Here is a 22,669-nt window from a genome sequence, read left to right as displayed (position 1 = left end):
ATCTCAATTCTGGGTCAGGCCGGCATCGACGATGAAGTTAGCCCCCGTGCAGCCGCCGCTCTCGTCGGAGGCCAGGAAGAGCGCCATCCTGGCCACATGGCCGGCGTCGAGCCGGAACTTCAGGGCCTGGAGGTCGAGAAACTGCTGGTTCAGCTCCGGCGTCAGCCACAGCGCCTTCTGCCGCTCGGTGAGGATCGCGCCAGGCACGATGCAGTTCACCCGGATCCCAGCGGGTCCCAACTCGCGAGCAAGGGTGCGGGTCATTCCGTTGATCGCTGCCTTGGCAGTCGTATAGCCAACCATGCCGGGACGTCCGCGCATCCAGGAGATGGAGCCGAGCATGATGACCGATCCGGCACCGCGCGCCGCCATGCCCTTCGAGACCGCCTGCGTGGCGAAGAACTGGTGATCCAGGTTGAGCGCGAGGGCGCGCCGCCAGTAATCAGGCTCCACCTCGGCCATGTCGTGCCGGTCGTCCTTGCCGGCATTGTTGACGAGGACATCCACGCCGCCATGATCGTCCTCGATGCGGGACAGCGCCTCGCGGAGAGCCGGAATGTCGGTGACATCGCAGGCATGGAAGCCGGCACCCGTCGCCTTGGCCAGCGCCTCCCCGGGCTCCTTGGCTATATCGATGAAGGACACGCGCGCGCCCTGCGCTACGAAGGCCTTCACCATTTCCTCGCCGATCCCGGACGCGCCTCCGGTGACGACGACCGATCGGCCCGCAAGGGAGCGATAGTGGGCGGTGGTGTAATCGAACGACATGGCAATGCAGCCTTAAACGGAAAGATCGAATGTGTATTCGGGCAGTCCCGGCACGTCGACCGGCATGGCGAACAGGCTGCCGGAATGTGGAAATGTCGACAGCTCATCCTCGGAGCGACCCGTGCGGGCGGAGGTCACGTAGAGCGTCTTGAGATCGGCGCCGCCGAAGCAGACCATGGTGGGGCAGCGGGCCGGAACGGGATATTCCGCGAGCAGGCGGCCGTCCGGCGCATAGCGCTGGATCCGTCCACCTTCGAACAGAGCAGTCCAGTAGCAGCCTTGCTCATCCACGGCAGCCCCGTCGGGGCGGCCCCGGTCGGTCTCTGTCGGCTGGAGACGCACGAACAGGGTCTTGTCCGTGGCCTCGCCCATTGCTGGATCATAGGCGTAGCGCCACACCGTGAAGGTGGGCGTGTCGGAGTGGTAGAGGGTACGCCCGTCGGGCGAGAAGGCGACGCCGTTCGATGTCAGAAGCCCGTCGGCAAGAGTCGAAAGCCCACGAGAGTCATAGCAGTAGAGATGCGCCTTGCCGCCATCCTTGGGCTCATCGATGGTCCCGGCCAGGTAGCGGCCGGCCGGATCGACGCGCCCATCGTTGAACCGGCTCGTGCGCTGGTCTTCCGGATTGTCGGCGAGCTTCTGCAATCGGCTGCCATTGGCATCGAGCAGCCAGAGGCCGGAGCGGAAGCCCGCGATGAAGCCGCCACCTTTCCTGAACCCGATGCACCCGATCTCCTCCGGCATCGCGAAGGTTCGATGCTCGCCCGTCGCGGGAGCAAAGCGGTGCAGCGCCCTGCCCTTGATGTCCACGAAGTAGAGCGCCTGCTCCTCCACGGACCAGATCGGGCATTCCCCCAGTTCGGCGCGAACATCCAAGGCGATTGTAAGACTCACGACAACACCTCCACGCCGAAGCGCACCTGCGCAGTCAGGCGCTCACCGGGTTGCAGCACCTTGAGGCCGTGCAGCGATGGATCGGGCCGGTTGATAGCATCGTTCATGTGGCTCACGGGCTCGACGGCAAAGAAGTCCCGCTCCGCCGGGACATACACCACGAGATGGCCGAACAGCGGATCGGCCTCGATGCTCAAGACGATGCTCTCCTGACCATAGGAAATGCGGGCCGTTCCGCCCCATCCCGCAAAGCAGTTGTCGAGACGCGGTTCGCCCAGTTCCCGCATTGTTTGGTAGTTCCAATCATTCGGAACCGGAGCGCCGTCCAGCGGAAGCGAATCCTCGCCATTAGGATAGACACGTTCGGCTGCGAACTGCAGGCGAACGCCAGGGCGCTTCGGGAAGAACGGATGCAGCCCCAATCCGGCCGGCATGGCGCGATGATCCTCGTTCTTCAGCGACAATGTCAGCATCAAGCCATCCGCAGACAGCTCGAAAAGCTGCTCGGCCCGGTAGGCGTAAGGCCAGCCCCCCGCCTCGTCTCCATCCGGGCGATGAGTAAGCGAAAGACGGCAGCGCGCCTCGTCCGCTTCCACCACCTGCCACGGCCTCTGCCAAGCGTTGCCATGGATGGAATGCGGATGATCGCCGAAGTTCAGCGCAAGTCGATGCTCGAAACCCTGGAACGAGAAGCGCCCCTGGGCGATGCGGTTGCTGTAGGGAATGAGCGGATAGCAGCAGGTCTGCCGCACCAGCCCGTCGCGCAGCGCCTGCTCGGGTGTTTCCCGCATCAGCGCCACGCGGTCATGCCGGAAGCTCGCGATGGCACCTCCGATGGAGGGCGCCAGATCGAGCCTTAGAGCACTGCTCCTGAGCGTGACGATCAGGATGGCCTCCTCAGGTTCTTAATATGCTGCGGCGGGCGCGACCGGAGCCGGGGCAGCGTCGCCCCTGAGAGCGCCGAGCCATTCGGAGGCGCGGCTCGTCATCATGGCGATGTCGGAGGCCACCGCCACGTAGCTGTAGCCGTATCCGATGAAGCGGCGCACCATGTCCGGATTGGGGCCGACGATGCCGACCGGCTTGCCGGCTTCCTGGGCTATCCTGGCGGCCCTCTCGATCAGCGCCTGAACGTCCGCGTGTGCGATGTTGCCGATATGACCCATGGCGGCGGCAAGGTCGCCAGGGCCCACGAATAGGGCATCGATCCCTGGAACGGCAGCGATCTCCGGCAGCCGCTCGATGGCCTCCGGGGTTTCGAGCTGGACGATTACTGCGATCTGATCGTTTGCGCGCTTGAGGTAATCCGCCGCGCGGCCGAACCGGGAGCCGCGATGCACGGCGGCCACGCCGCGCACGCCCTCCGGCGGATATTTCGCGAACGAAACGGCCTGACGCGCTTCCTCGGCGGTTTGGACGAAGGGCAGCATGATCGTCTGGGCGCCCGCATCGAGCACGCGCTTCACGAGCACCTGATCGTTCCAGGCGAGCCGCACCACCGCATCGGCCGGCGTGCAGCCGATGGCGCGCAGGATGTGCGCCAGATCCGACACTTCAATCGGCACGTGCTCCATGTCGACGACGAGGAAGTCGAAGCCGCTGTAGCCCATGGCCTCGGCAGTTGCAGGCGCGGCTGCCATGAGCCATGTGCCGAGCGGCGGCTTGGGTCCCTGCCCCTTCAGCCAGCCTTTGAAGCGGTTCTCGATGTCGATCATGACAAAACCTTTAGAAGATTGACGGCTCGGCTACGAGGCCGCGCGTGGACAGGAAGTCGAAGTCGCAGCCCTCGTCGGCCTGGGAGACGTGGCGCTGGTAAAGGGCCGCAAAGGAGCGCTCGTAGCGCAGCGCGCCTGGCTTCCAGTCGGCGCGGCGGCGCTCCAGTTCCTCATCATCAACCTTCATGTCGAGGCGCCCGGCTTCCACATCGAGTTCCACGAGATCTCCCGTCCTCAGGAGCCCGAGGGGTCCGCCGACCGCCGCCTCCGGCGCCACGTGCAGGATGCAGGTGCCATAGTGCGTACCGCTCATGCGTCCATCGCAGATGCGCACCATGTCGCGCACGCCCTGTTTCAGCAGCTTCTTCGGGATCGGCAGGTTGCCCCATTCGGGCATGCCCGGCGCGCCGACCGGGCCGGCATTGCGGAGCACGATCACCGTATCCTCCGTGATGTCGAGGTCGGGATCGTCGATGGTGCGGTTCATCTCGGCGGGATTGTCGAAGACCAGCGCAGGCCCCGTATGCTTGAGGAACTTCGGGTTGGCCGCCGAGGACTTCATGACGGCGCCATTGGGAGCCAGATTGCCGCGCAGCACGGCCAGAGTCTTGCCGCGCGAGAGCGGCACGACCGGGTTGTCCTCGCCCCGGACGACCTCGTCGTTCCAGCAGTCGGCTCCGGCGATGTTCTCGCCCAGCGTCCTGCCGTTCACGGTCATAGCGTCCTTGTCGAGATGGCGCTCCAGCTTCTTGAGCTGCGCCAGAATTCCGCCTGCAAAATAGAAATCCTCCATCAGGTATTCACCAGACGGAAAAAGATTGGCGCAGACCGGCACCCGGCCCGCCATATCGGACATGTCGTCGAGGGTGAGATCGACGCCCGCCCGGCGCGCCATGGCGATGAGGTGAACGGCGGCATTCGTCGAGCCGCCGAGCGCCATATAGGCGACGAGGCCATTGCGAAAGCTCCTGGCATCGAGGAAGCGGGAGGGCTTCCAGTCGTCCCAGATCATCTCGATGATGCGCTCACCGCAGGCCGAGGCCATGCGCGGGTGGCCGCTGTCGGCTGCGGGAATCGAGGACGCGCCCGGGAGGGTGAGACCCATGGCGTCCACGATGGACGTCATGGTGGAGGCCGTGCCCATGGTGTTGCAGGTGCCGATGGAACGAGTCATCCGGCTCTCCAGATCGACCCAGTCGTCCTGCGTGATGTTGCCGGCGCGAAGCTCGTCCCAGTATTTCTTGGTGTGGGTGCCGGCTCCGGTCTTGTGCCCGCGCCACTGCCCGTTCGACATGGGCCCTGCCGGGCAATAGATCACCGGGATGTCCATGCTGATCGCCCCCATGAGGAGGCCGGGCGTGGACTTGTCGCAGCCACCGAGCAGCACGGCGCCGTCGATGGGATGCGAGCGCAGAAGCTCCTCCACCTCCATGGCGAGGAAGTTGCGGTAGAGCATGGTGGTGGGCTTCACCATCACCTCGCCGACCGACAGGGCGGGCAACTCCACCGGGTATCCGCCTGCCTGCCAGACGCCGCGCTTCACCGCCTCGGCACGGTCGCGCAGGTGCGAGTGGCAGGGGCTGAGTTCGCTCCAGGTGTTGACGATGGCGACGACGGGCTTCCTGAGGAACTCCTCCCGACGCAAGCCCATCTGCTGCGTGCGCTGACGATGCGCGAAGCCGCGCATGTCGTCGGAGGCATACCAGCGCTGGCTTCGCAGCTCCCCGATTGTTCGGCGTGTCATGTCAGAGTGTCCTTATCCCTTGATGCCGCCGGAGGTCAGGCCGGACACGACGCGCTCCTGGAAGATCACGATCAGGATCGCGAGGGGCACGATGCCGACGACGAGCGCTGCCGAGATCACCGGCCAGGGGAACGCGAACTCGCCCTGGTAGAGCGTGATGCCCACGGGGAGCGTGCGCAGCATCGGGTTGGAGTTGAACGAAAGCGCGAGCAGGAACTCGTCCCAGGCGTTCACGAAGGCCAGGATGCCCGCCGTGAACACGCCGGGCGCCGAAAGTGGCACCACGACCTTGAACAGGGCGCCGATGCGGGTGCAGCCGTCGATCATTGCGGAATTTTCCAGATCGCGCGGAATACCCTCGAAGAACGAGACTAGGATGAGGGTGCAGACCGGCAGGCTCAGCACCGTGTAGGGCAGGATGAGGGCCACCCAGGTGTTGAGGAGGCCGAGCGCGCGCATGATCTCGAAGAGCGGCACCAGCAGCGTGACGAGCGGGAAGGTCGACACAGCGATGATGGCCGACAGGATGAGGTCTCGCCCGCGGATCTGGAGCCGCGCCAGCGCATAGGCCGCCAGCAGGGAAATGAGGAGCGTCAATGCAGTGGAGAGGATCGCCACCATGAAGCTGTTGAAAAGGAACAGCAGCAGAGGCTGGTCCGTGAAGGCGCGCAGATAGTTCGCGATGGTGGGCGCATGCGGCAGCCAGGTGATCGGCTTCACGGTCAGCTCGGCTTCCGTCTTGAGCGACGTGAACAGAATCCACAGCGCCGGGAACATCCCGTTCACGACCAGGATGAGCCCGATCAGGATGCGCAGAGGCTTGCCGGAGAAGATCGAACGGTCGGCGGTGGCGTTGTGGCTCATGGCTGTCACCCCTTGGTCCGGATCATGCGCAGATAGACCGCCGTCACGCCCATGGAGAGCACGAACATGACCATGGCGAGCGCCGAGCCGTAGCCGAGATCGAGGAAATCGACCGTGTTCTGGTGGATGTACATGGCGAGTGTCGCGGTGGACGTGCCCGGACCGCCACGGGTCATGGTGAACGGGATGTCGAAGGTCTGCAGCGCCGTGATGGTGCGGAAGATCAGGGCCACGACGATGGCGGGCTTGAGCAGCGGCAGCGTGATCTCGAAGAACTGCCTGAGGCGCCCTGCCCCATCGACGTCCGCCGCCTCGTAGAGGGACCGCGGAATGGTCTGGAGCCCGGCGAGGATGATAAGCGCCATGAAGGACGAGGTCTTCCAGATGATCGTGAGGCAGATCGCGGCAAAGGCCCAGTTGGCCGAGTTGAACCAGATCACACCCTCTATGCCGATCCTCCGAAGAACGTCGTTCACCACGCCGTATTCGGAATGGAAGAACCACGCGAAGATGAGGCCAGCGAACGAAAGCGGCAGCGCCCAGGGGATGAGGAGCGAAAGTCGGACCGGCCATTTCACGTTGAACGGCAGATTGGCCATCAGAGCGAGCGCCAGGCCGACGAGCAGCGCGCCCGGAACGGTGATGAGCGTGATGAGAACGGTGTTCCAGGTCGTCTCCCAGAACACCGGATCGTCCAGCATGAGACTGTAGTTCTCAAACCCCGCGAAGGTCGCCGGAACGCCGGAGGTGAGCGACAGGTTCTGGAAGCTCGTCCAGATCAGCCGGCCGACCGGATAGACGATGATGAGGGTCAGGAGCAGCGCCGCCGGCATCAGCAGCAGCACGGCCAGGGTGCGCTCGCTCGGATCAAGGAAACGCGTCCACCACTTCGTGCCGCTCTCGTTGTGCATGGTCACTAGAGTCGTTTCGCTGGCCGTCGCCATCGTCATCATCCTGCCCGGTTGCAGCGCTGGGGTGACGGACGCCCATGGGCGTCCGTCAGATTGGTATCGCTATGGGCCTTAGCGCAGCACGCGGCGCAGGCGGCCTTCCATCTGGGTGGCGCCTTCTTCGGGAGTCGACTGACCGGCGAGTACGCCATTGACGGTTGTGCGGATGATCTCGCTGACCTCATTGTAGCGCGGCGTCACGGGACGGGCCTTGGCCGTCTCGACCACCGGCTTTGCATTTGCGAACCACGGCACGGCCTTGGTTACGTCAGCGTCGGTGTAGACCTCCGGGAATTGCGGGAGCAGCGCTGCATTGATCGCCATGAACTCCGAGATTTCGGGGCTCGAAAGATACTGGACGAACTTCTGCGCCTCGGTCTTGTTGTTGGAATAGGCGGACACGCCCCATTCCCAGCCGCCGAGGCAGGAGGCCGGCTGGCCGCCCTGCACGGCCGGGAGCTTCACGACGCCGACCTTGTCCTTCACGGCGGACTCAGCACCCTGGAACTGACCCCAGGCATACGACCAGTTCACCGCGAACAGCACGTTGCCGGCCTGGAACTCCTTGCGGGTGTCGTCGGTCGCCACTTCCGCGATGTTCTTCTTGGCAACACCCTGATCGACGAAGTCCTTCCACAGCTTCAGCGACTTCACGGCAGCGTCCTTGTCGAAGGAGAGCTTGCCGTCGGAGACGAGCTGCTTGCCCATGCTCCAGTAGGGCAGAAGGAAGGTGCAGACCGCGCCCTCGATGGCCTTGCCCTGGAAGGAGAGTCCCTGAAGGTTCGGATCCTTCTCGGCGTCGGTCACCTTCTTGGCAGCGGCCGCGAGCTCGTCCCAGGTCTGCGGCGGCTGGATGCTGTGCTTCTCGAGCAGATCCTTGCGGTAGTAGAGGAACATGGCGTCCGCGAAGGCGGGCAGAGCCACGACCTTGCCGTCGACCGTATTGGCCTCGGCATAGGCCGGGAGATAGCGCTTCATGTAGCTGGCGGCATCGCTGCCGAGAGTCTCGTTGAAAGGAACGGTCCAGCCGGCGGCTGCGTACTGGGCCGGGCGGATCACGTCGAGGATCATGATGTCGAGAGACGAGTCCTTCGCGGTCATGACCGTGTTGAGGTACTGCGCCTGCTGCTCGGAGGTGTTGCCGCCGGTTTCGATCGTCACCTTCACGTTGGCGTTCTTGGCCTCGTACATGTCGAAAGCCTTGCGCCACACGTCCGGGCGGTGCTGGCTCGAGACGAATACCCGCAGGTTGGTCTGCGCTGTCGCGACCGACGCGGACAGGGTCACAGCCGCACCTGCCAGAAGCAGTGTCATGGTCTTGTTCAAAGTCATCGTTTCCTCCGTGGAAGTTTGACGATGCCGGTCGTTGCCGGCACCCTTTGTTCGGCCTTCGCCTTTCAGGCGATGGCCCGTTCCGTCGCCGCATCGAACAGATGGATCCGCGAAGGATCGACACCGATGGAGAGGTTCTCGCCTGGGTTCGGGCGCATCTCCGGCGCGACGCGCGCAGTCAGTGTGGACGAGCCGAGCATGAAGTGAATGAGCGTGTCGGAGCCCAGCGGCTCGACGACCTGCACGCGGCCAGACAGGGCATGGCCCTCGCCGGCCGGCACGAAGTGCTCCGGCCGGAGGCCGACCACGACATCATGCCCTTCGAGGCCGCCGGCTTTCCCGGCCGAGTGGCTGTGGAGCGGAATGCTGGCCCCACCGTCGAACATCACCTGCCCACCGCGGATCGTGCCCTTCGCGAAATTCATGGCAGGCGAGCCGATGAAGCCGCCGACAAAAACGCTGGCCGGCGCGTTGTAGACTTCGTCCGGCGTACCGACCTGCTCGATCTCGCCACCCTTGAGGATCACGATGCGGTCCGCGAGCGTCATCGCCTCCACCTGATCGTGGGTCACGTAGATGATTGTGGTTCCGATAGCTTGGTGAAGCCGCTTGATCTCCGTGCGGACCTGGCCGCGCAGCTTGGCATCGAGGTTGGAAAGCGGCTCGTCGAAGAGGAACACCTGGGGACGGCGCACGATGGCGCGCCCCATAGCAACGCGCTGGCGTTGGCCACCGGAGAGCTGGCTCGGCTTTCTCTCAAGAAGCTGCGTGATCCCGAGCATTTCGGCCGCCTGGGTGATGCGCGGCTTGATCTCGGCGGAGGGAATCCCGCGCACCTTCAGGCTGAAGGCCATGTTCTCATAGACAGTCTTGTGCGGGTAGAGCGCATAATCCTGAAACACCATAGCGATGTCGCGCTCGCGGGGCGGCAGCTTGTTCACCACCCGCTCGCCGATGCGGATCTCGCCGCCGCTGATGCTCTCAAGTCCTGCAAGCATGCGCAAGGTGGTCGACTTGCCGCAGCCGGAGGGACCCACCAGCACCACGAACTCGCGGTCAGCAATCTCCAGGTCGATCCCCTTGACGATCTTCAGGGCACCGTAGGTCTTCTCAAGCTTGCGGAAGCTGACAGACGACATGCTCCATCCCTGTTGCTCTGCGGCGCACTCGCATCCGGCACACCTGCACATACGCCCCTGCGACAAGTCCCAGGTTTTTCGGCTCATTGTGTGCATCATAGCGCTGCGATTTGATCTGCGCAAGCTGCTTTCAGAAGCCCTAGGAGCTGAGCAACAGAACAGGGATTCTGCCAGCCGAGCAGGCATTTTCCCTTGGGATATTACCTTTCCAACCCTATAATGCTGGAAACTATTCTCTCGGAGCGCTACGAAAGAGAAGCCCATGGATACTGGCACCAGCCTGCAGAATCGCATCCCGCGGAAGCGGCGCAAGATGCAGCGCGTGACCATGATGGATGTGGCCAAGCTCGCCCAGGTCTCCCCGTCCACTGTCTCGCTGTACCTGCGCAAGCCTGCAGCCGTTTCCCCCGCGGCAGGCCAGGAAATCGCCCGTGCGATCTCGACGCTGGGCTATGTTCCCAATCTGGTGGCAGGGGGACTGGCGGCCGCATCCTCGAAGGTCGTCAGCGTCATTGTCCCCTCGATCCGCAACGCCTTTTTCGCCGAGACGGTATCGACCCTTCAGTCCGAACTGGCGGTGGAGGGCCTGCAGGTGATCCTCGGCCATAGTGAGTATGGAGAGGAGCAGGAGGAGGCCCTGGTTCGAACCGCCCTCGCCTGGGCTCCGGCTGCCGTCGTCCTGACGGGTCTGTCCCACAGCGCCGAGACCCGCAAGCTTCTGCAAGCGAGCGGCGTGCCTGTCATCGAGATGTGGGAGATCGGTGGAAAGCCGATCAACATGGCTGTGGGGTTTTCACACCCACAGGTAGGTGCATCCGCCGCCCGGCACCTCCTGTCCAAGGAGCGCCGTTCCATCGCCTTTCTCGGCGCCCGCATGCAGGAGGATCACCGTGCGGCCAAGCGCGCGAGCGGCTTCGCCGAAGAAGCAAAGCGCGCGGCAGCACAGACAACCTGTGAAATCATCAATCATCCCGGAGCAGCCACGGTCGAAGCCGGATCACTCCTCTTGAACCGCGCCCTCCAGCAGATTCCCTCCCTCGACGGCATCGCCTGCTCGAATGATCTCATCGCCCTCGGCGCGCTCTTCGAATGCCAGCGCCAAGGGATTGCCGTGCCGGACAGGATTGCCGTGGTGGGCTTTGGAGATCTCGATTTCAGCGCCTCGTGCATTCCCTCCCTGACGACGATCCGCCCCTCCGGTGACCTGATCGGAAAGGAAGTCGCGCGCCTGATTCTCGGCGGCATTCACGGCGAACAGCCCACAGCCGCTTCCCGTATCATCGACACAGGGCATGTTCTCATCGAGCGGCGGAGCACCTGAGCGGAAGCGACGCCCTGCATCGCCGCTGAGCCTGCGCTCCGGCTCTGGCGTTCGCGTGCCATCTGCTGCAGCCTGTGCATACGACGACGCAGTCTCGTGGAGGAACCGTCCGCATGCCCAACAGCCTGATCGCAGCCCGAGACCGTTTCGCGGCTCGTCATCCCGAGCAGCGGATCCTCATCGGCACCCGCGAATGGGGATATGTGGAGGCAGGCGAAGCCGGGCCGGCGCTGCTCCTCATTCCGGGGACGCTGGGCCGCGGTGACATCTTCTGGCAGCAGATCGAGGCCCTGGAGGGCCGCGCCCGTATTGTCGCCATCACCTATCCCGGGAGTGGTGGCGTGGCCGAATGGGCGGGCGATCTGGCGGAATTATGCAACCGCCTCGGCCTTGGCCGCGCCACTGTGCTCGGCTCCTCGCTCGGAGGATACCTGGCACAGTATTTCGCCGCAGCGTATCCGCACATGGTCGAGAGGCTCATCGCAGCCAATACACTGCACTCGGTTGGTGGGATTGCCGCCAGACCGCCCTACTCATCCGATCTCGACAGTGCGCCGATCGATGAACTCCGCGCCGGTTTCGGTCGCGGTCTCAACGCCTGGCGGGACGCTCACCCGGAGCAGGCGGAACTCGTCGATCTTCTTTTGGCTGAAGTGGGAGGGCGCATCCAGGAGCCGGAACTGCGCACACGGCTCAACGCGCTCAAGCATGGGCCGGAACTGCCGCCTCTAGACCTGCCGCGGGAGCGAATTGCGGCAATCGAGAGCGCCGACGACCCTCTGATTCCACCGGCGATGCGGGAGGCGGTCAGAGAGCGCTTGCAGCCCTCGGTCGCCTACCGCTTCGAGTCAGGCGGGCACTTTCCCTATGTGGCGCGGCCGTATCTCTATGTAGCCCTGCTCGAAGAGCAATTGGGCCTGCCCGTTACACGCGACGGCTGGGGCGACGGAGAATTGCGGGCGCGATGACAGCGCCTGGCCTCGACGTCGGATCACATCCTGCCGCAGGGCGTATGAAGATCAGCCTTGCGGCTTCGCCTCGTGACAGACCTGCGGGGTATTGATGTTCCAGTTGCCGCACTTGTCGCAAGCCGTGGCCAGAAGGCCGATGCTGATAACGACAGCGGCACGGACGAGTTGTTTCATGTGAAGCCCCCAGATGTGGCGCAGCATATGAGAAAACAGGCCCCGTCGCCAGCACAGTGGTCGCGCACCCGTATTACCCGAGAGGCGGCCGGCTCAGGCCGCCAGTCTCGCCTGCTGCATGTGAACGATCCGGCGAACCTCGTCGCCTTCGATCGTCTCCTGCTCCAGCAACGCCTCCGTCAGGCCATCGAGTGCATCGCGGTTATCCTCGATGCAGGCCTTCGCGGCCTCGTACATCTCGTCGATGATGCGCCGGATCTCCTGCTCGACTTCCCGCGGGAGGTTATCGCCCGAGCGTGCCACGCGGACCATCCCAATGGCCGGGCTCATGCCCCACTCGGTCACCATCCGGGTCACGATGTTGGTGGCATGCGCGATGTCGCTAGCCGCGCCCGTCGTAACCTTTTTCGGCCCGAACACGACCTCTTCGGCCGCGCGGCCGCCCATGGCGACGATGAGATCAGCCTCGAGCTTCTCCACTGGGATGCAGAAACGGTCATGCTCCGGGAGGCGCATGACGAGGCCGAGCGCCTGGCCGTGCGGGATGATGGTGGCGCTGTGCACCTGGTCGGAGGCCGGGAGCAGGGTCGCGCACAGGGCGTGACCGGCCTCGTGCACCGCCACGAGCCTGCGCTCCTCGTCCGTGATCACGAGGGAGCGGCGCTCGAGCCCCATGATGATCTTGTTGCGCGCAGCTTCAAGATGCTCGCGGGTCACCTCCGCGACCCCTTCGCGCGCCGCGAAGATGGCGGCCTCGTTCAGAAGGTTGCCGAGATCGGCGCCTGAGAAGCCGGGCGTGCCCTTGGCGATGGCGGCAAGGCTCACCCCGTTGGCGAGCCGGATGTTGCGGGCGTGAACGTTGAGGATCGCCTCGCGGCCGGAGATGTCCGGCAGCCCGATATGGACCTGACGGTCGAAGCGGCCGGGACGCAGGAGCGCCGGGTCGAGCACGTCGACGCGATTCGTGGCGCCAATGACGATCACACCGGCGGTGGTGTTGAAGCCGTCCATCTCCACGAGAAGCTGGTTCAGCGTGGATTCGAACTCCCGATCGGCCGCCGATCCCCCGCCTCCGCGCTTGCGGCCGATGGCATCGATCTCGTCGATGAAGATCAGGCAGGGAGCCTTCTTGCGGGCCTGCTCGAAGAGCTTGGACACACGGCCTTTAGCGATGCCGATCAGAGGCGCGGAGAAGTCGCTACCCGACACGGCCATGAAGGAAACGCCCGCCTCACCGGCCAGGGCTTTGGCAATCAGGGTCTTGCCGGTCCCCGGAGGGCCCACCATCAGGAGTCCGCGGGGGATTCGGGCCCCCACCTTGGTGAAGGCTTCCGAGTCCTTCAGGAAAGCGATGACCTCCTGGAGTTCGGCCTTGGCCTCCTCCTGGCCCGCCACATCGTCGAAGCGGTTGGGAATACTGCGGACCACCTTGGGCCAGCGGGAGGTCGGCTTGAAATCGGTCTGAATGGCCAGCATGGCGAGCACGGCCAGCACCAGCACGATAGGCACGACGATGCTCGCCATATGGGCGGGATCGAAGCCGGGCTTCCTGAAATCGACCTCGGCGCCCGAGGCGGTGATGCGTTCGATATAGTCGGCGCTGACGAGACCATTCGGCATGCGGACGAAGACATTCCGATCGCCCAAGGAAACCGAGAGGCCGCCACTCTCGATCAGAACCTTTTGAACCTTCTTCTGGCCAAGCTCCCGCGTGAACTCCGAGTAAGTGATCTCGGCAACCGGCTGAGCCAGATAGCGGGGGGCGAGGAAGACGGTGGCGGCAATGACCAGGGCTAGGATGGCGGCTGAAATGGCCACGCTTCTTTTGGCCAAGAGCTGCCTTGCTTTTTCGAGAACGTTTGTCACCGGCGGCGCCCCCATAGCGCAGTTTGAATTTTTTAGAAGGAGCCGCTGTTTAGTTTATTTTGACGCAGTCCACAGTACGGCGAATGGGCACACCCGACAAACGGAGGGGTGTTCCGCTCAATTCAGGAGATCGCTGTATTCCTTGTGGCGGCGAATCCAGGTCCGGGCATAGCCGCAGAGGGGTGTAATCTTACGCCCCTCGGAGCGGGCGATTTCCACCACGCCCTGCATGAGGTCGCTGGCAGCACCCGTCCCCCGCAGAGGGAGAGCCGCCTCCACGTGCCGAATCACGAGATCGGACCCGCGCCGCTCGTATGTCGCGAAGGCGATCTCCCCGTTCCGCTCCAGTTCGAACCGGTGGCGGTCCACATTGTCCCGAACGTCACTGCTCATGGTTCAACTCACCTGACGAACATTGTTCAAAATCCAACGTGATCCGTCGGACAGCGTTCCGCGATCCGCCAAGCTTAGGGTGCGGGTAGGATAGGAACAATGCCAATCATCGCCGGTTTCGGACTGGTAGATGGGAGGGACAGCGCGCATGCCGACCGTGTTCTTGGATTGCGACGGAGTCCTGGCGGATTTCGACAAGGGTGCAGCCCGAATCTTCGGCATGCCGCCGGCCGAGTACGAGCGGCGGTTCGGCCTGAAGCGCTTTTGGTCGGAACTCGCCTCGGCCGGGGATTTCTTCAACAGCCTGGAGCCCCTGCCGGACGCCATGGAACTGTTCGAGGCCGTGAAGCACCTCAGCCCTGTGATTCTGACAGGCCTGCCCCGCGGCAACTGGGCAGAGCCGCAGAAGCGACGCTGGGCCGAGCGCCACTTTCCAGGCACGGAGGTCATCACGACGACGGCCGCCCTGAAGCGCGAACATTGCCGGCCCGGCGATGCGCTGGTCGACGACCGCGACAAGTACCGCCATCTCTGGGAAGGAGCCGGTGGCGTCTTCATCCATCACAGGAGCGCAGCCGCTTCCATCCGCTACCTGCGCGAGCACGGCTTCATCTGAGACGTGACGTCTATTCCGAAGCCATCTTCCGCTCGAGCCGGGCCTTCACCTCAGGCCACTCATCCCGGACGATGCTGTAGACCGCCGTGTCGCGGATATGCCCGTCGGGCATGATCATGTGCTGGCGCAGGATGCCGTCGAGTTTGGCGCCGAGACGCTCGATGGCCGCGCGGGATTGATCATTGAGGCGATGGGTCCGCAATTCCACGGCGTTGCAGCCCAGCCCCTCGAAGGCATGCTGCAGCATGAGGAACTTCGCATGGGTATTGACGAAGGTCCGCTGCCAGGATTTGGCAATCCACGTGGTGCCGATCTCGACTCGGTGATTGGCGGCATCGATGTTCATGTAGCGGGTCGAGCCGACCACTCGGTTCCCCTGGTTCACGACGGTCGTGAAGGGCAGTGCCAGACCAACCTCATGCAGTTCCAAGGCCTTCCGCACATAAGCCTCAAAACCTTCCGGCCGCGGCACGGTCGTGGTCTTCTTCTCCCAGAGCTCTCCGTCGCGGGCAGCCTCACCGAGAGCGGGAACGTCGGCAGGGCTCAAGGGCCGCAGGGTCAGGCGGTCCGTCGAGAGGGTTACGGGCTCGATATGCAGCATGTGAAGGTGCCTTAATCCAGTCTGCAGCTTTGTCTCCGATTCAGAGCAAGCCTGCAACGGCCAAGGCAACATCAGGAGACGATCAGTCTCCTGATGTGATTATCGGCAGCCGCTGGAATCCGCCTCAGCCCAACAGGTAGACGAGGCCCGGCAGGCTCACCGCGAGCGCCGCCAGAGCCCAGGCGCCCACCGCCGATTCCCAGGCGACGTTGCCGGTCGCATTCTGCAATCTCCGTGCACAGGTCGAGGCGTCCATCGTGCGCCCGCTGAGGCACGAGCAGAGGGCGAAATGGGCCTGCCCGTCGGAGAGCGCGAAATAGCGCATGGCATCGCCGAGCCTGTCGCCCGCAAGGCCATCGGCGCGCAGGATTGGATCCTCATAGGCGACCGTGAGCGGAGAGTTGTCCTCGCGGATCAACGCTCTCTCGGACGGCGGCTTGTACTCGATTTCACCGAGGGAGTTCAGAGAGCGTTTCGGATCCCGTTCGAGCAGATCTATCCAACGCTGAAGTCGTTCCTCACGGGACAAAGGTCTGGGCTTAATGTCGGCTACGCTACGGAGCTGATCAAGATGCTTGTGTTCCATCGATCTCCCTCCTTGCAGAGCACCGGACCCGAAAGCGGATTTGCACTTTCGGGATTCATCCGATGCTCAATCGTCAATGCTCAGACAACCGGATGGCTGAGTGAGACGACCGATGCTGCGCCGGCTGCGCGGCGAAAGTGCGACAGGATGGGAAATCAGCCGGCCTTGAGCTAGCTTGAAAGTCTCATGCATGCATGGAGCAGGTCATGGCAGGAAGTCAGGAGAACAGCAGCGGCCAGCGCAGGCATTTGTGGCGGATGGCGCTCTGGATGATGGCAGCGCTCCTCTGGCTGCTGCCGCTCGCCGCCATGCTGTTCACCGATGAAGTGAACTGGGATGAGACTGATCTCATCGTGTTCGGCGCCATGCTGCTCGGCGCCTGCGGCACCTATGAGCTGGCCACAAGGTTGACGGGAAACTCCGCGTACCGAGCCGCCGTCGGTGTTGCCATTGTGGCAGCCTTCATCCTCATCTGGATGAACCTTGCCGTGGGCATCATCGGGTCCGAGGATAACCCGGCCAACCTGATGTATGGCGGTGTGCTCGCCGCCCCGGTTTTCGGTGGCATCATCGTGCGTTTCAAGCCTTACGGCATGGCGCAGGTTTTAGTCGCGACGGCGCTTGCTCAGACGCTGGTCGGAGGCATCGCTCTGAGCGCCGGCTTGGGCGCCACTGGGGCGAACTGGCCACGGGTGATCGTGGTGCTGACCGGGTTCTTTTCCGCCCTGTGGCTCCTGTCGGCATGGCTGTTCCGGAAAGCCGCGCAGGAGCCAGCTTTCCCAAGCACCGAGCATAGATACGGAGTACCGAAGTGACGCCCTAGTCTTCGGGCGCCTCGACGATGGGATCGTACTGGCTCGTATCCAGGCCCAGCAGATTGAAGCTCTGCTGCATGTGCGGCGGCAGCGGCGCCGTCACGTCGATGGGCTTGCCCGTCCGCGGATGGGCAATGACGATGCGGCGCGCCAGCAGGTGCAGCTTGTTCTGGATGCCGCCGGGAAGCTCCCAGTTCTCGATGTCGAAATATTTCGGATCGCCCACGATGGGATGGCCGATATGGGCTGCGTGCGCGCGCAGCTGGTGCGTGCGCCCGGTGACCGGTTTCAAGGAGAGCCAGGCGAGCTTCTGCGCCGCCGTGTCGATCACGGCGTAATAGGTCAGGGCATGGCTTGCGCCCTCGTCCCCGTGCTGCGCCACCTTCATGCGCGCATCGCCCTCGTCGCCTTCCTTGGCGAGATAGGTCGAGACCCTGCCCTGCCGGACGCGCGGCACGCCGGCGACGAGCGCCCAGTAGATCTTGCGCGTGGTGCGGGCGCGGAACGATTTCGCCATGGTGGAGGCGGCAAAGCGCGTCTTGGCGATCACGAGGCAGCCGGCCGTATCCTTATCGAGGCGATGCACGAGACGCGGCTTCTGCCCATCTTCGCCGGTCAGGGAGTCGAGCATCCCGTCCACATGCCGCTTGGTGCCGGAGCCGCCCTGGACGGCAAGCCCCATCGGCTTGTTGATGATGAGGACGTCCTTGTCCTCATAGAGCGTGATCGACTTCAGGAAATCGCGCTCGTCCTGATCCTTGGCCGCAGTACGGGAAACCGGCCTGGGCTGGTCGAGCTTCAGCGGCGGCACCCGGACCTTCTGGCCGGCCACAAGCCGCTCGTTGGGTTGAGCTCGCTTCCCGTCGATGCGCAGTTCACCTTTTCGGACGATGCGCTGGATATGCGTGAAGGCCAGCTGCGGGAACCGGGCGACCAGGAAGCGGTCGACCCGCATGTCGGCCTCGTCAGGCTCGACCACGAGGGTCTGCACGCCCGTTGCAAGAACCTCCTGGGCCGCTGCCCTAGCCTGAGCCCGAGTCGGTCCGCGCGGAGCCTCTGCAATCGCGGGCTTTGCCTGTGGCCGTGCTGCGGGCTGCTCGCGTACAGCCGAGGGCGCCCGCGTCTTGGCCGCAGCCGATTTCACGCCGCGCGGCTTCGCCGGGGCAGCCTTGCGCGCAGGCTTGTCCTCGCGCGAGCGAAAACCCTGCCGTGAGCCCGACCGCCCGCCACGGGCACCATTCTGTCCTGAACCGCTTTTTCTCATGATCCGTGGGTACCAGAGCGCCGCGCGGGCGGCAATCGAGGTTTAGGCCGTGAACGTGCGGATCAGCGCCAGACCGGTGAGCAATCCGGCAACCGAAAGGATCACGGAAGCGCCGATGTACGCCACAGCGAGCCCCATCTGCCCCCGCTCCCAGATCAGCACCGCGTCGAGGGAAAAGGCTGAGAAGGTGGTGAAGCCACCCAGAATGCCGGTGGTCAGGAAGAGCCGAAGGGGCTGGCTCCATCCCTCGCCCGCCTTGACGGAGAGCCAACTGGCAATGAGCCCCATCAAGAAGGAGCCCACGACGTTCACCGTCAGCGTACCCCAGGGAAACGGGGACCCGCACAGGCGGGCGCAGCCGACATTCACCCCATGCCGCAGGGCTCCGCCGATGCCGGCACCGAGGAAGACGAGGAGATAGGAGAGCATGGCGCCAAGCTAGCAGCCTCCCTTCTGCCTCAACAAGGCCAGATCGCGCTCGACGTTCTCCATTTGCGTCCCTTTGACCTGAGCGGCGAGCCTGCAGGCCTCATCCCTGTTCCCGGTCTGCAGAGTGGCCCAGGCCAAGTTCATGCGTGGCACGGCCCAGTCGGGCGTGTCCTTCACGGGCTGCTCAAGAAGCGGCTTTGCCTCGCCGGGACGGCCTGCGATCAGCAGCATTCGCCCGTGATCGGCACGGAGGGACGCAGACGGTGACTTCATGCGCGCCGCCACCCGGTAGAGTTCGTCGGCGTAGGCGAAATCCTTGAAACGGGCCTCCGCCACCATCGCGAAGCCGTGGTAGATTCCGCTCTGCTGAGGATCCAACAGGTAGGCCTGATTGAAGCGCTTGGCGGCGGTCGCGATATCGTTCTCACCCAGGAAGGCACGCATGCCGGCGTCGATAGCCGTGCCCACCGCTCTCGAACGGTCAGGAACCCTTTCCAGCACTGCGGCGACGAGCTTCTGATCGGCGGCGACGAGCTTCTGATCGGCGGCTTTCTGCCCCTCCGTCTTCTCCGCGAAGTTGAAGAAAGGCGCCTCGTTGGCCGGTACCGGGTAGGTCTTGCGGCTGACGCTGACGTCGGGAGCGACCTCGGCTTTCTGAGCATGCGCCGGAGCGTAGATCGTGGCTGCCGCAAGCCAGATCAGTAAGGGGATCAGTCTCTTCATCGGTGCCTCCCTAACCTACCGATCCTAGCAGCAAGGAGGCTATATAGATATAAAGTTACCTACGTCTCTCTTTCCGGAGCCTCTCCCACCAGTCCAGCCGCTTCTTGATCTCCCGCTCGAAGCCGCGATCCACCGGCTCGTAGAAGGACTGCCCCCCGAGCTTCTCCGGCCAGTAGTCCTGACCTGAAAACGCGTCCGGCTCGTCGTGGTCGTAGGCATAGCTGTCGCCGTAGCCGATCTGCTTCATGAGCTTGGTCGGGGCGTTCAGGATCGTCTTCGGCGGCATGAGGGAGCCGTGTTCCTTAGCCACCCGCGTGGCGGATTTGTAAGCCACGTAAAGGGCGTTCGATTTCGGCGCCGTGGCGAGATAGACCGTGGCCTGGGCCAGCGCCAGTTCTCCCTCCGGCGAGCCGAGAAAATCGAAGGCATCCTTGGCCGCGTTGGCGATCACGAGGGCCTGGGGATCGGCCATGCCGATATCTTCCACGGCGGCCCGCACAAGCCGACGGGCGATGAAAAGCCTGTCCTCACCGGCATCGAGCATGCGGGTCAGGTAGTAGAGCGCCGCATCCGGGTCGGAGCCCCGGATGGTCTTGTGCAGGGCGGAGATGAGGTTGTAGTGGCCTTCCTGCCCCTTGTCGTAGATGGGTGCGCGACGCTGAATGATCTCCTGCAGTTGCTCCGCATCGAAGACCTCACCGGGCTTGGCCGAACGCCAGACCTCCTCGGCCAGCGTCAGCACTGCGCGCCCGTCGCCGTCTGCCATGCGCACGAGGGACGCCCTCGCCTCCGCGTCGAGCGGCAGGCTCTTGCCGGTGATCTCCTCGGCCCGATTCAGGATCCTTCCGATCGCCTCCTCGTCGAGAGACTTGAAGAGGAGCACCCGGGCGCGGGAGAGGAGCGCGGCGTTCAGCTCGAAGGACGGGTTCTCGGTGGTCGCGCCGACCAGGGTAATCGTGCCGTCCTCCATCACAGGCAGGAAGGCGTCGAGCTGGGCGCGGTTGAAGCGGTGGATCTCGTCCACGAAGAGCAGCGTGCCCGTGCCCATCGAGCGGCGGTGGCGCGCCGCCTCGAAGACCTTCTTGAGGTCGGCAACGCCGGAGAAGATTGCCGAGATCTGGTCGAAATGGAGGTCCGTCTCATGGGCCATCAGCCGGGCGACCGTGGTCTTGCCGGTGCCGGGAGGCCCCCAGAAGATCAGGGAGCCGAGGAACTTCGAGGCGATGAGCCGGGTGAGGATGCCGTCCGGGCCGACGAGATGATCCTGGCCGACCACTTCGGACAGCTTTGTCGGCCGCATCCGGTCAGCCAGCGGACGAGGCGCGTTCTGGTCGAGGCCGGCGGAGGAGAACAGGTCGCTCATGATGAACAGGGACTCAAATCTTTCCCTTCACCAATAACTCATCCGTACGGCGCCGTCGCGCTTAACGGCCAAGCACGGTGGTGAAGACCCGCCCGCCGCGACTGACGGTGATTTCCCAATAGCCGCCGTTCCGGTTGATCAGGCGGTCCGCATCCCGGGTGTTAGCCACACGCTCGCCGTTGATGGCGACGATCTGGTCGCCCTTCTCGAACCCGACGCTGGCAGCGACGCTGCGCTCCTCCAGCTCGGCGACGACGACGCCGTCGTCGGCCACGTCGATCTGCAGTTCGTCGGCCACCGCCGGCGACATGTTGACGAGGGTCGCGCCTGTAAACGGCGTCCGTCCTCGGCTGCGCACCGGATCCCGCGGCGGGTTTTCGGGCGGAGGCATGAGCCTGACCTGGATCGTGCTCTGCTTTCCGCTCCGCAACACGGTCAGCGGCGCCTGCCCCTGTGTTCCCTTGAGGGTAAAGCGATAGCCGAAGGAATCCGGATTATCGACGGGCTGGCCATCGACTTCCAGGATAGCGTCGCCGCGCCGGAGGCCCGCCTCGGCGGCCGGTCCCCTGTCATAGACGGAGGTGACCAGAACACCGGTCGGGCGCTCCAAACCCAAGCCGCTGGCAATATCGCCGTCGACGGGCTGGAGCCGCGCGCCAAGCCAAGGCCGCACCACGTTCTTGGCGCCGCCCTTGGCGGAATTGAGCACCACCCGGACCATGCTGGAGGGCACGGCGAAGCCGATGCCGATGCTGCCGCCCGAGCGGGAGTAGATGGCCGTATTGATGCCCACCACCCGGCCGTTCATGTCGATGAGTGCACCGCCCGAGTTGCCCGGGTTGATGGCGGCATCCGTCTGGATGAAGAACTGATAGTCGGAGATCCCGACCTGGGTCCGCGCCAAGGCTGATACGATGCCCTGGGTCACTGTCTGACCCACACCGAACGGGTTGCCGATGGCCAGCACGATGTCGCCCACCTGCAGGGCCTCCGAGTCGCCCAACTCCACAGCCTGGAGGTTGGTGGCGTCCTTCAGCTTGAGCACCGCGATGTCCGTGCGGGAGTCGCGCAGGAGGATATCGGCCTCGAACTCCCGGCGGTCGGCAAGCGCCACCTTCACCTCGTTCATGTTCTCGATCACATGGTTGTTCGTGATCACGAGTCCTGACGGGTCGACAATGACGCCCGAGCCGAGGGAGCTCTGGGATCGGCCGCGGGGAACGCCTGGCGCGTTGTCGCCGAAGAAGCGGCGAAAATACTCATCGATGGCGGCATTCTGCCGGCGGTCGTTGCGCTTGGCGTAGACGTTGACGACAGATCCTGCGGTCTGCCGCACGACAGGCGCGAAGGAGAGCTGGACCTGGGCCTTGCTCTCGGGCACGACCCTTTGCGTTTGGGCCTGCGTCCCGACGATTCCGAGAGCAAGCGCGGCAACAGTCACGGCAAGGCGAAGCAGCGAGATGCGCATGGCCAAGAATTCCTCGTTCAGCGATGCCCTTCGATAAAACGCCGGGCTCAAAAGTCCAAGCTCCAGCGGAGATATGGGGAGACGAATGCTCAAAGAAAAAGGGCGGCCCGAAGGCCGCCCTTGATCGGATCGACTGCGCCAAGGATTACTCAGCGGCCTCGATGATCTCTTCCTTCATGGTCGGGCCCGAATCCTGGCCGCGCGCATCCACGTCGCGGTCCACGAACTCGATCACGGCCAGAGGGGCGTTGTCGCCGTAGCGGAAGCCGGCTTTCAGGACGCGGGTGTAGCCGCCGTTGCGGTCGCCGTAACGCTTGCCCAGCACGTCGAACAGCTTCTTGACCATGGTTTCGTCGCGCAGCTTCGACATGGCGAGGCGGCGGGCATGCATGTCGCCGCGCTTGCCCAGCGTGATCAGCTTCTCGACGACCGGACGCAGGTCCTTGGCCTTCGGGAGCGTCGTGACGATCTGCTCGTGCTTGATCAGCGCAGCCGCCATATTGGCGAACATGGCCTTGCGGTGTTCGGTCGTGCGGTTGAAGCGACGACCACGGAATCCGTGACGCATTGGCTTTCTCCTAAATCTTCCGGCCGCCGTGCCAAGGGACGGACCGTCTCTCTTTTGATCCGCCGGTTTCCGACGGGGCTTGATCGAAGCCGCCCATCAAGGTGA

At 64.2% G+C, this 22,669-nt stretch carries 24 protein-coding genes; 4 read left to right on the top strand and 20 right to left on the bottom strand.

The features are described from left to right. Positions 1-3 precede the first annotated feature (3 nt). From MA07_RS16170 to ugpC, 9 genes are all read right to left on the bottom strand, one after another. Positions 4-768 (bottom strand): SDR family oxidoreductase, encoded by a 765-nt coding sequence (locus MA07_RS16170; RefSeq protein ID WP_036353065.1) that lies wholly within the window; start codon positions 766-768, stop codon positions 4-6. Between the two features lie 12 nt (positions 769-780). Then, positions 781-1,662 carry an SMP-30/gluconolactonase/LRE family protein gene (locus MA07_RS16165; RefSeq protein WP_036353061.1) on the bottom strand — a complete coding sequence of 294 codons (882 nt, stop codon included), beginning with the start codon at positions 1,660-1,662 and terminating at the stop codon, positions 781-783. Further along, positions 1,659-2,546, bottom strand: coding sequence for an aldose 1-epimerase (locus MA07_RS16160; protein WP_036353059.1), 888 nt, complete (start codon positions 2,544-2,546; stop codon positions 1,659-1,661). Before MA07_RS16160 ends, MA07_RS16165 begins: the two co-directional genes overlap by 4 nt. Positions 2,547-2,567: 21 nt before the next feature. Further along, positions 2,568-3,377 (bottom strand): aldolase/citrate lyase family protein, encoded by an 810-nt coding sequence (locus MA07_RS16155; RefSeq protein WP_036353057.1) that lies wholly within the window; start codon positions 3,375-3,377, stop codon positions 2,568-2,570. Positions 3,378-3,387: 10 nt separating this feature from the next. After that, a complete protein-coding gene (gene araD / locus MA07_RS16150) occupies positions 3,388-5,121 on the bottom strand; it encodes an L-arabinonate dehydratase (protein ID WP_036353054.1) in 1,734 nt (577 codons plus the stop codon). A 12-nt stretch (positions 5,122-5,133) separates the two neighbouring features. Continuing rightward, complete coding sequence (locus MA07_RS16145) at positions 5,134-5,985, bottom strand: carbohydrate ABC transporter permease (protein ID WP_036353052.1); 852 nt, start codon at positions 5,983-5,985, stop codon at positions 5,134-5,136. Between the two features lie 5 nt (positions 5,986-5,990). Continuing rightward, a complete protein-coding gene (locus MA07_RS16140; protein ID WP_244445268.1) occupies positions 5,991-6,929 on the bottom strand; it encodes a sugar ABC transporter permease in 939 nt (312 codons plus the stop codon). Positions 6,930-7,007: 78 nt separating this feature from the next. After that, complete coding sequence (locus MA07_RS16135; protein WP_036353050.1) at positions 7,008-8,267, bottom strand: ABC transporter substrate-binding protein; 1,260 nt, start codon at positions 8,265-8,267, stop codon at positions 7,008-7,010. Between the two features lie 65 nt (positions 8,268-8,332). After that, positions 8,333-9,406: a sn-glycerol-3-phosphate ABC transporter ATP-binding protein UgpC gene (gene ugpC / locus MA07_RS16130; RefSeq protein WP_036353048.1), complete on the bottom strand. Its 1,074-nt coding sequence runs from the start codon at positions 9,404-9,406 to the stop codon at positions 8,333-8,335. Positions 9,407-9,668: 262 nt separating this feature from the next. Here ugpC and MA07_RS16125 point away from each other — a divergent pair, with 262 nt between their 5' ends. Then, positions 9,669-10,727: a LacI family DNA-binding transcriptional regulator gene (locus MA07_RS16125; RefSeq protein WP_036353046.1), complete on the top strand. Its 1,059-nt coding sequence runs from the start codon at positions 9,669-9,671 to the stop codon at positions 10,725-10,727. Between the two features lie 113 nt (positions 10,728-10,840). Beyond that, positions 10,841-11,695: an alpha/beta hydrolase gene (locus MA07_RS16120; protein ID WP_036353044.1), complete on the top strand. Its 855-nt coding sequence runs from the start codon at positions 10,841-10,843 to the stop codon at positions 11,693-11,695. Between the two features lie 51 nt (positions 11,696-11,746). Here the strand turns inward: MA07_RS16120 and MA07_RS31210 are convergent, their stop codons facing one another. The 3 genes from MA07_RS31210 to MA07_RS16110 form a co-directional block, all read right to left on the bottom strand. After that, positions 11,747-11,872 (bottom strand): hypothetical protein, encoded by a 126-nt coding sequence (locus MA07_RS31210; protein WP_280114244.1) that lies wholly within the window; start codon positions 11,870-11,872, stop codon positions 11,747-11,749. 93 nt (positions 11,873-11,965) lie between these two features. Next, on the bottom strand, positions 11,966-13,705 hold the full coding sequence (ftsH, locus tag MA07_RS16115) for an ATP-dependent zinc metalloprotease FtsH (protein WP_244445267.1): 1,740 nt from the start codon (positions 13,703-13,705) through the stop codon (positions 11,966-11,968). 150 nt (positions 13,706-13,855) lie between these two features. Further along, positions 13,856-14,131, bottom strand: coding sequence for a GNAT family N-acetyltransferase (locus MA07_RS16110; protein WP_036353042.1), 276 nt, complete (start codon positions 14,129-14,131; stop codon positions 13,856-13,858). 148 nt (positions 14,132-14,279) lie between these two features. On the opposite strand from MA07_RS16110, the gene MA07_RS16105 reads away from it, so the two are divergent. Further along, on the top strand, positions 14,280-14,747 hold the full coding sequence (locus tag MA07_RS16105; protein ID WP_036353040.1) for a hypothetical protein: 468 nt from the start codon (positions 14,280-14,282) through the stop codon (positions 14,745-14,747). A 10-nt stretch (positions 14,748-14,757) separates the two neighbouring features. Here the strand turns inward: MA07_RS16105 and MA07_RS16100 are convergent, their stop codons facing one another. After that, positions 14,758-15,348: a GNAT family protein gene (locus MA07_RS16100; RefSeq protein ID WP_036353038.1), complete on the bottom strand. Its 591-nt coding sequence runs from the start codon at positions 15,346-15,348 to the stop codon at positions 14,758-14,760. 124 nt (positions 15,349-15,472) lie between these two features. After that, entirely contained in the window at positions 15,473-15,934 is a 462-nt protein-coding gene (locus MA07_RS16095) for a hypothetical protein (RefSeq protein ID WP_036353036.1), read from the bottom strand. A gap of 206 nt (positions 15,935-16,140) precedes the next feature. Between MA07_RS16095 and MA07_RS16090 the strand changes: the two genes are divergently transcribed. Then, positions 16,141-16,749, top strand: a complete 609-nt coding sequence (locus tag MA07_RS16090; protein ID WP_052003255.1) for a hypothetical protein — start codon at positions 16,141-16,143, stop codon at positions 16,747-16,749. A 4-nt stretch (positions 16,750-16,753) separates the two neighbouring features. Here the strand turns inward: MA07_RS16090 and MA07_RS16085 are convergent, their stop codons facing one another. From MA07_RS16085 to rplQ, 6 genes are all read right to left on the bottom strand, one after another. Beyond that, positions 16,754-18,013: an RluA family pseudouridine synthase gene (locus MA07_RS16085; protein WP_036353034.1), complete on the bottom strand. Its 1,260-nt coding sequence runs from the start codon at positions 18,011-18,013 to the stop codon at positions 16,754-16,756. A gap of 42 nt (positions 18,014-18,055) precedes the next feature. Further along, complete coding sequence (gene crcB / locus MA07_RS16080; protein ID WP_036353032.1) at positions 18,056-18,442, bottom strand: fluoride efflux transporter CrcB; 387 nt, start codon at positions 18,440-18,442, stop codon at positions 18,056-18,058. A gap of 9 nt (positions 18,443-18,451) precedes the next feature. Then, the gene (locus tag MA07_RS16075) at positions 18,452-19,165 is read right to left on the bottom strand and encodes a hypothetical protein (RefSeq protein WP_036353030.1); all 714 of its coding nucleotides are present in this window, start codon (positions 19,163-19,165) and stop codon (positions 18,452-18,454) included. 55 nt (positions 19,166-19,220) lie between these two features. Further along, positions 19,221-20,528, bottom strand: a complete 1,308-nt coding sequence (locus MA07_RS16070) for a replication-associated recombination protein A (RefSeq protein WP_036353027.1) — start codon at positions 20,526-20,528, stop codon at positions 19,221-19,223. 61 nt (positions 20,529-20,589) lie between these two features. Then, complete coding sequence (locus tag MA07_RS16065; protein ID WP_036353024.1) at positions 20,590-21,996, bottom strand: Do family serine endopeptidase; 1,407 nt, start codon at positions 21,994-21,996, stop codon at positions 20,590-20,592. A 145-nt stretch (positions 21,997-22,141) separates the two neighbouring features. Continuing rightward, the gene (gene rplQ, locus MA07_RS16060; RefSeq protein ID WP_036353021.1) at positions 22,142-22,564 is read right to left on the bottom strand and encodes a 50S ribosomal protein L17; all 423 of its coding nucleotides are present in this window, start codon (positions 22,562-22,564) and stop codon (positions 22,142-22,144) included. Positions 22,565-22,669: the final 105 nt, after the last annotated feature.

Origin of the sequence: Microvirga sp. BSC39 (assembly GCF_000739015.1) — a bacterium.
Taxonomy (GTDB): Bacteria; Pseudomonadota; Alphaproteobacteria; order Rhizobiales; family Beijerinckiaceae; genus Microvirga.
This window is presented reverse-complemented; position numbering and strand designations above follow the sequence as displayed.

Excerpts from the sequence above, each read along its gene's own strand:
- MA07_RS16170 (WP_036353065.1), bottom strand. The coding sequence starts at position 768 with ATGTCGTTCGATTACACCACCGCCCACTATCGCTCCCTTGCGGGCCGA.
- MA07_RS16155 (WP_036353057.1), bottom strand. The coding sequence starts at position 3,377 with ATGATCGACATCGAGAACCGCTTCAAAGGCTGGCTGAAGGGGCAGGGA.
- araD (WP_036353054.1), bottom strand. The coding sequence starts at position 5,121 with ATGACACGCCGAACAATCGGGGAGCTGCGAAGCCAGCGCTGGTATGCC.
- MA07_RS16145 (WP_036353052.1), bottom strand. The coding sequence starts at position 5,985 with ATGAGCCACAACGCCACCGCCGACCGTTCGATCTTCTCCGGCAAGCCT.
- MA07_RS16140 (WP_244445268.1), bottom strand. The coding sequence starts at position 6,929 with ATGGCGACGGCCAGCGAAACGACTCTAGTGACCATGCACAACGAGAGC.
- MA07_RS16135 (WP_036353050.1), bottom strand. The coding sequence starts at position 8,267 with ATGACTTTGAACAAGACCATGACACTGCTTCTGGCAGGTGCGGCTGTG.
- ugpC (WP_036353048.1), bottom strand. The coding sequence starts at position 9,406 with ATGTCGTCTGTCAGCTTCCGCAAGCTTGAGAAGACCTACGGTGCCCTG.
- MA07_RS16125 (WP_036353046.1), top strand. The coding sequence starts at position 9,669 with ATGGATACTGGCACCAGCCTGCAGAATCGCATCCCGCGGAAGCGGCGC.
- MA07_RS16120 (WP_036353044.1), top strand. The coding sequence starts at position 10,841 with ATGCCCAACAGCCTGATCGCAGCCCGAGACCGTTTCGCGGCTCGTCAT.
- MA07_RS31210 (WP_280114244.1), bottom strand. The coding sequence starts at position 11,872 with ATGAAACAACTCGTCCGTGCCGCTGTCGTTATCAGCATCGGCCTTCTG.
- MA07_RS16110 (WP_036353042.1), bottom strand. The coding sequence starts at position 14,131 with ATGAGCAGTGACGTTCGGGACAATGTGGACCGCCACCGGTTCGAACTG.
- MA07_RS16105 (WP_036353040.1), top strand. The coding sequence starts at position 14,280 with ATGCCGACCGTGTTCTTGGATTGCGACGGAGTCCTGGCGGATTTCGAC.
- MA07_RS16100 (WP_036353038.1), bottom strand. The coding sequence starts at position 15,348 with ATGCTGCATATCGAGCCCGTAACCCTCTCGACGGACCGCCTGACCCTG.
- MA07_RS16095 (WP_036353036.1), bottom strand. The coding sequence starts at position 15,934 with ATGGAACACAAGCATCTTGATCAGCTCCGTAGCGTAGCCGACATTAAG.
- MA07_RS16090 (WP_052003255.1), top strand. The coding sequence starts at position 16,141 with ATGGCAGGAAGTCAGGAGAACAGCAGCGGCCAGCGCAGGCATTTGTGG.
- MA07_RS16085 (WP_036353034.1), bottom strand. The coding sequence starts at position 18,013 with ATGAGAAAAAGCGGTTCAGGACAGAATGGTGCCCGTGGCGGGCGGTCG.
- crcB (WP_036353032.1), bottom strand. The coding sequence starts at position 18,442 with ATGCTCTCCTATCTCCTCGTCTTCCTCGGTGCCGGCATCGGCGGAGCC.
- MA07_RS16075 (WP_036353030.1), bottom strand. The coding sequence starts at position 19,165 with ATGAAGAGACTGATCCCCTTACTGATCTGGCTTGCGGCAGCCACGATC.
- MA07_RS16070 (WP_036353027.1), bottom strand. The coding sequence starts at position 20,528 with ATGAGCGACCTGTTCTCCTCCGCCGGCCTCGACCAGAACGCGCCTCGT.
- MA07_RS16065 (WP_036353024.1), bottom strand. The coding sequence starts at position 21,996 with ATGCGCATCTCGCTGCTTCGCCTTGCCGTGACTGTTGCCGCGCTTGCT.
- rplQ (WP_036353021.1), bottom strand. The coding sequence starts at position 22,564 with ATGCGTCACGGATTCCGTGGTCGTCGCTTCAACCGCACGACCGAACAC.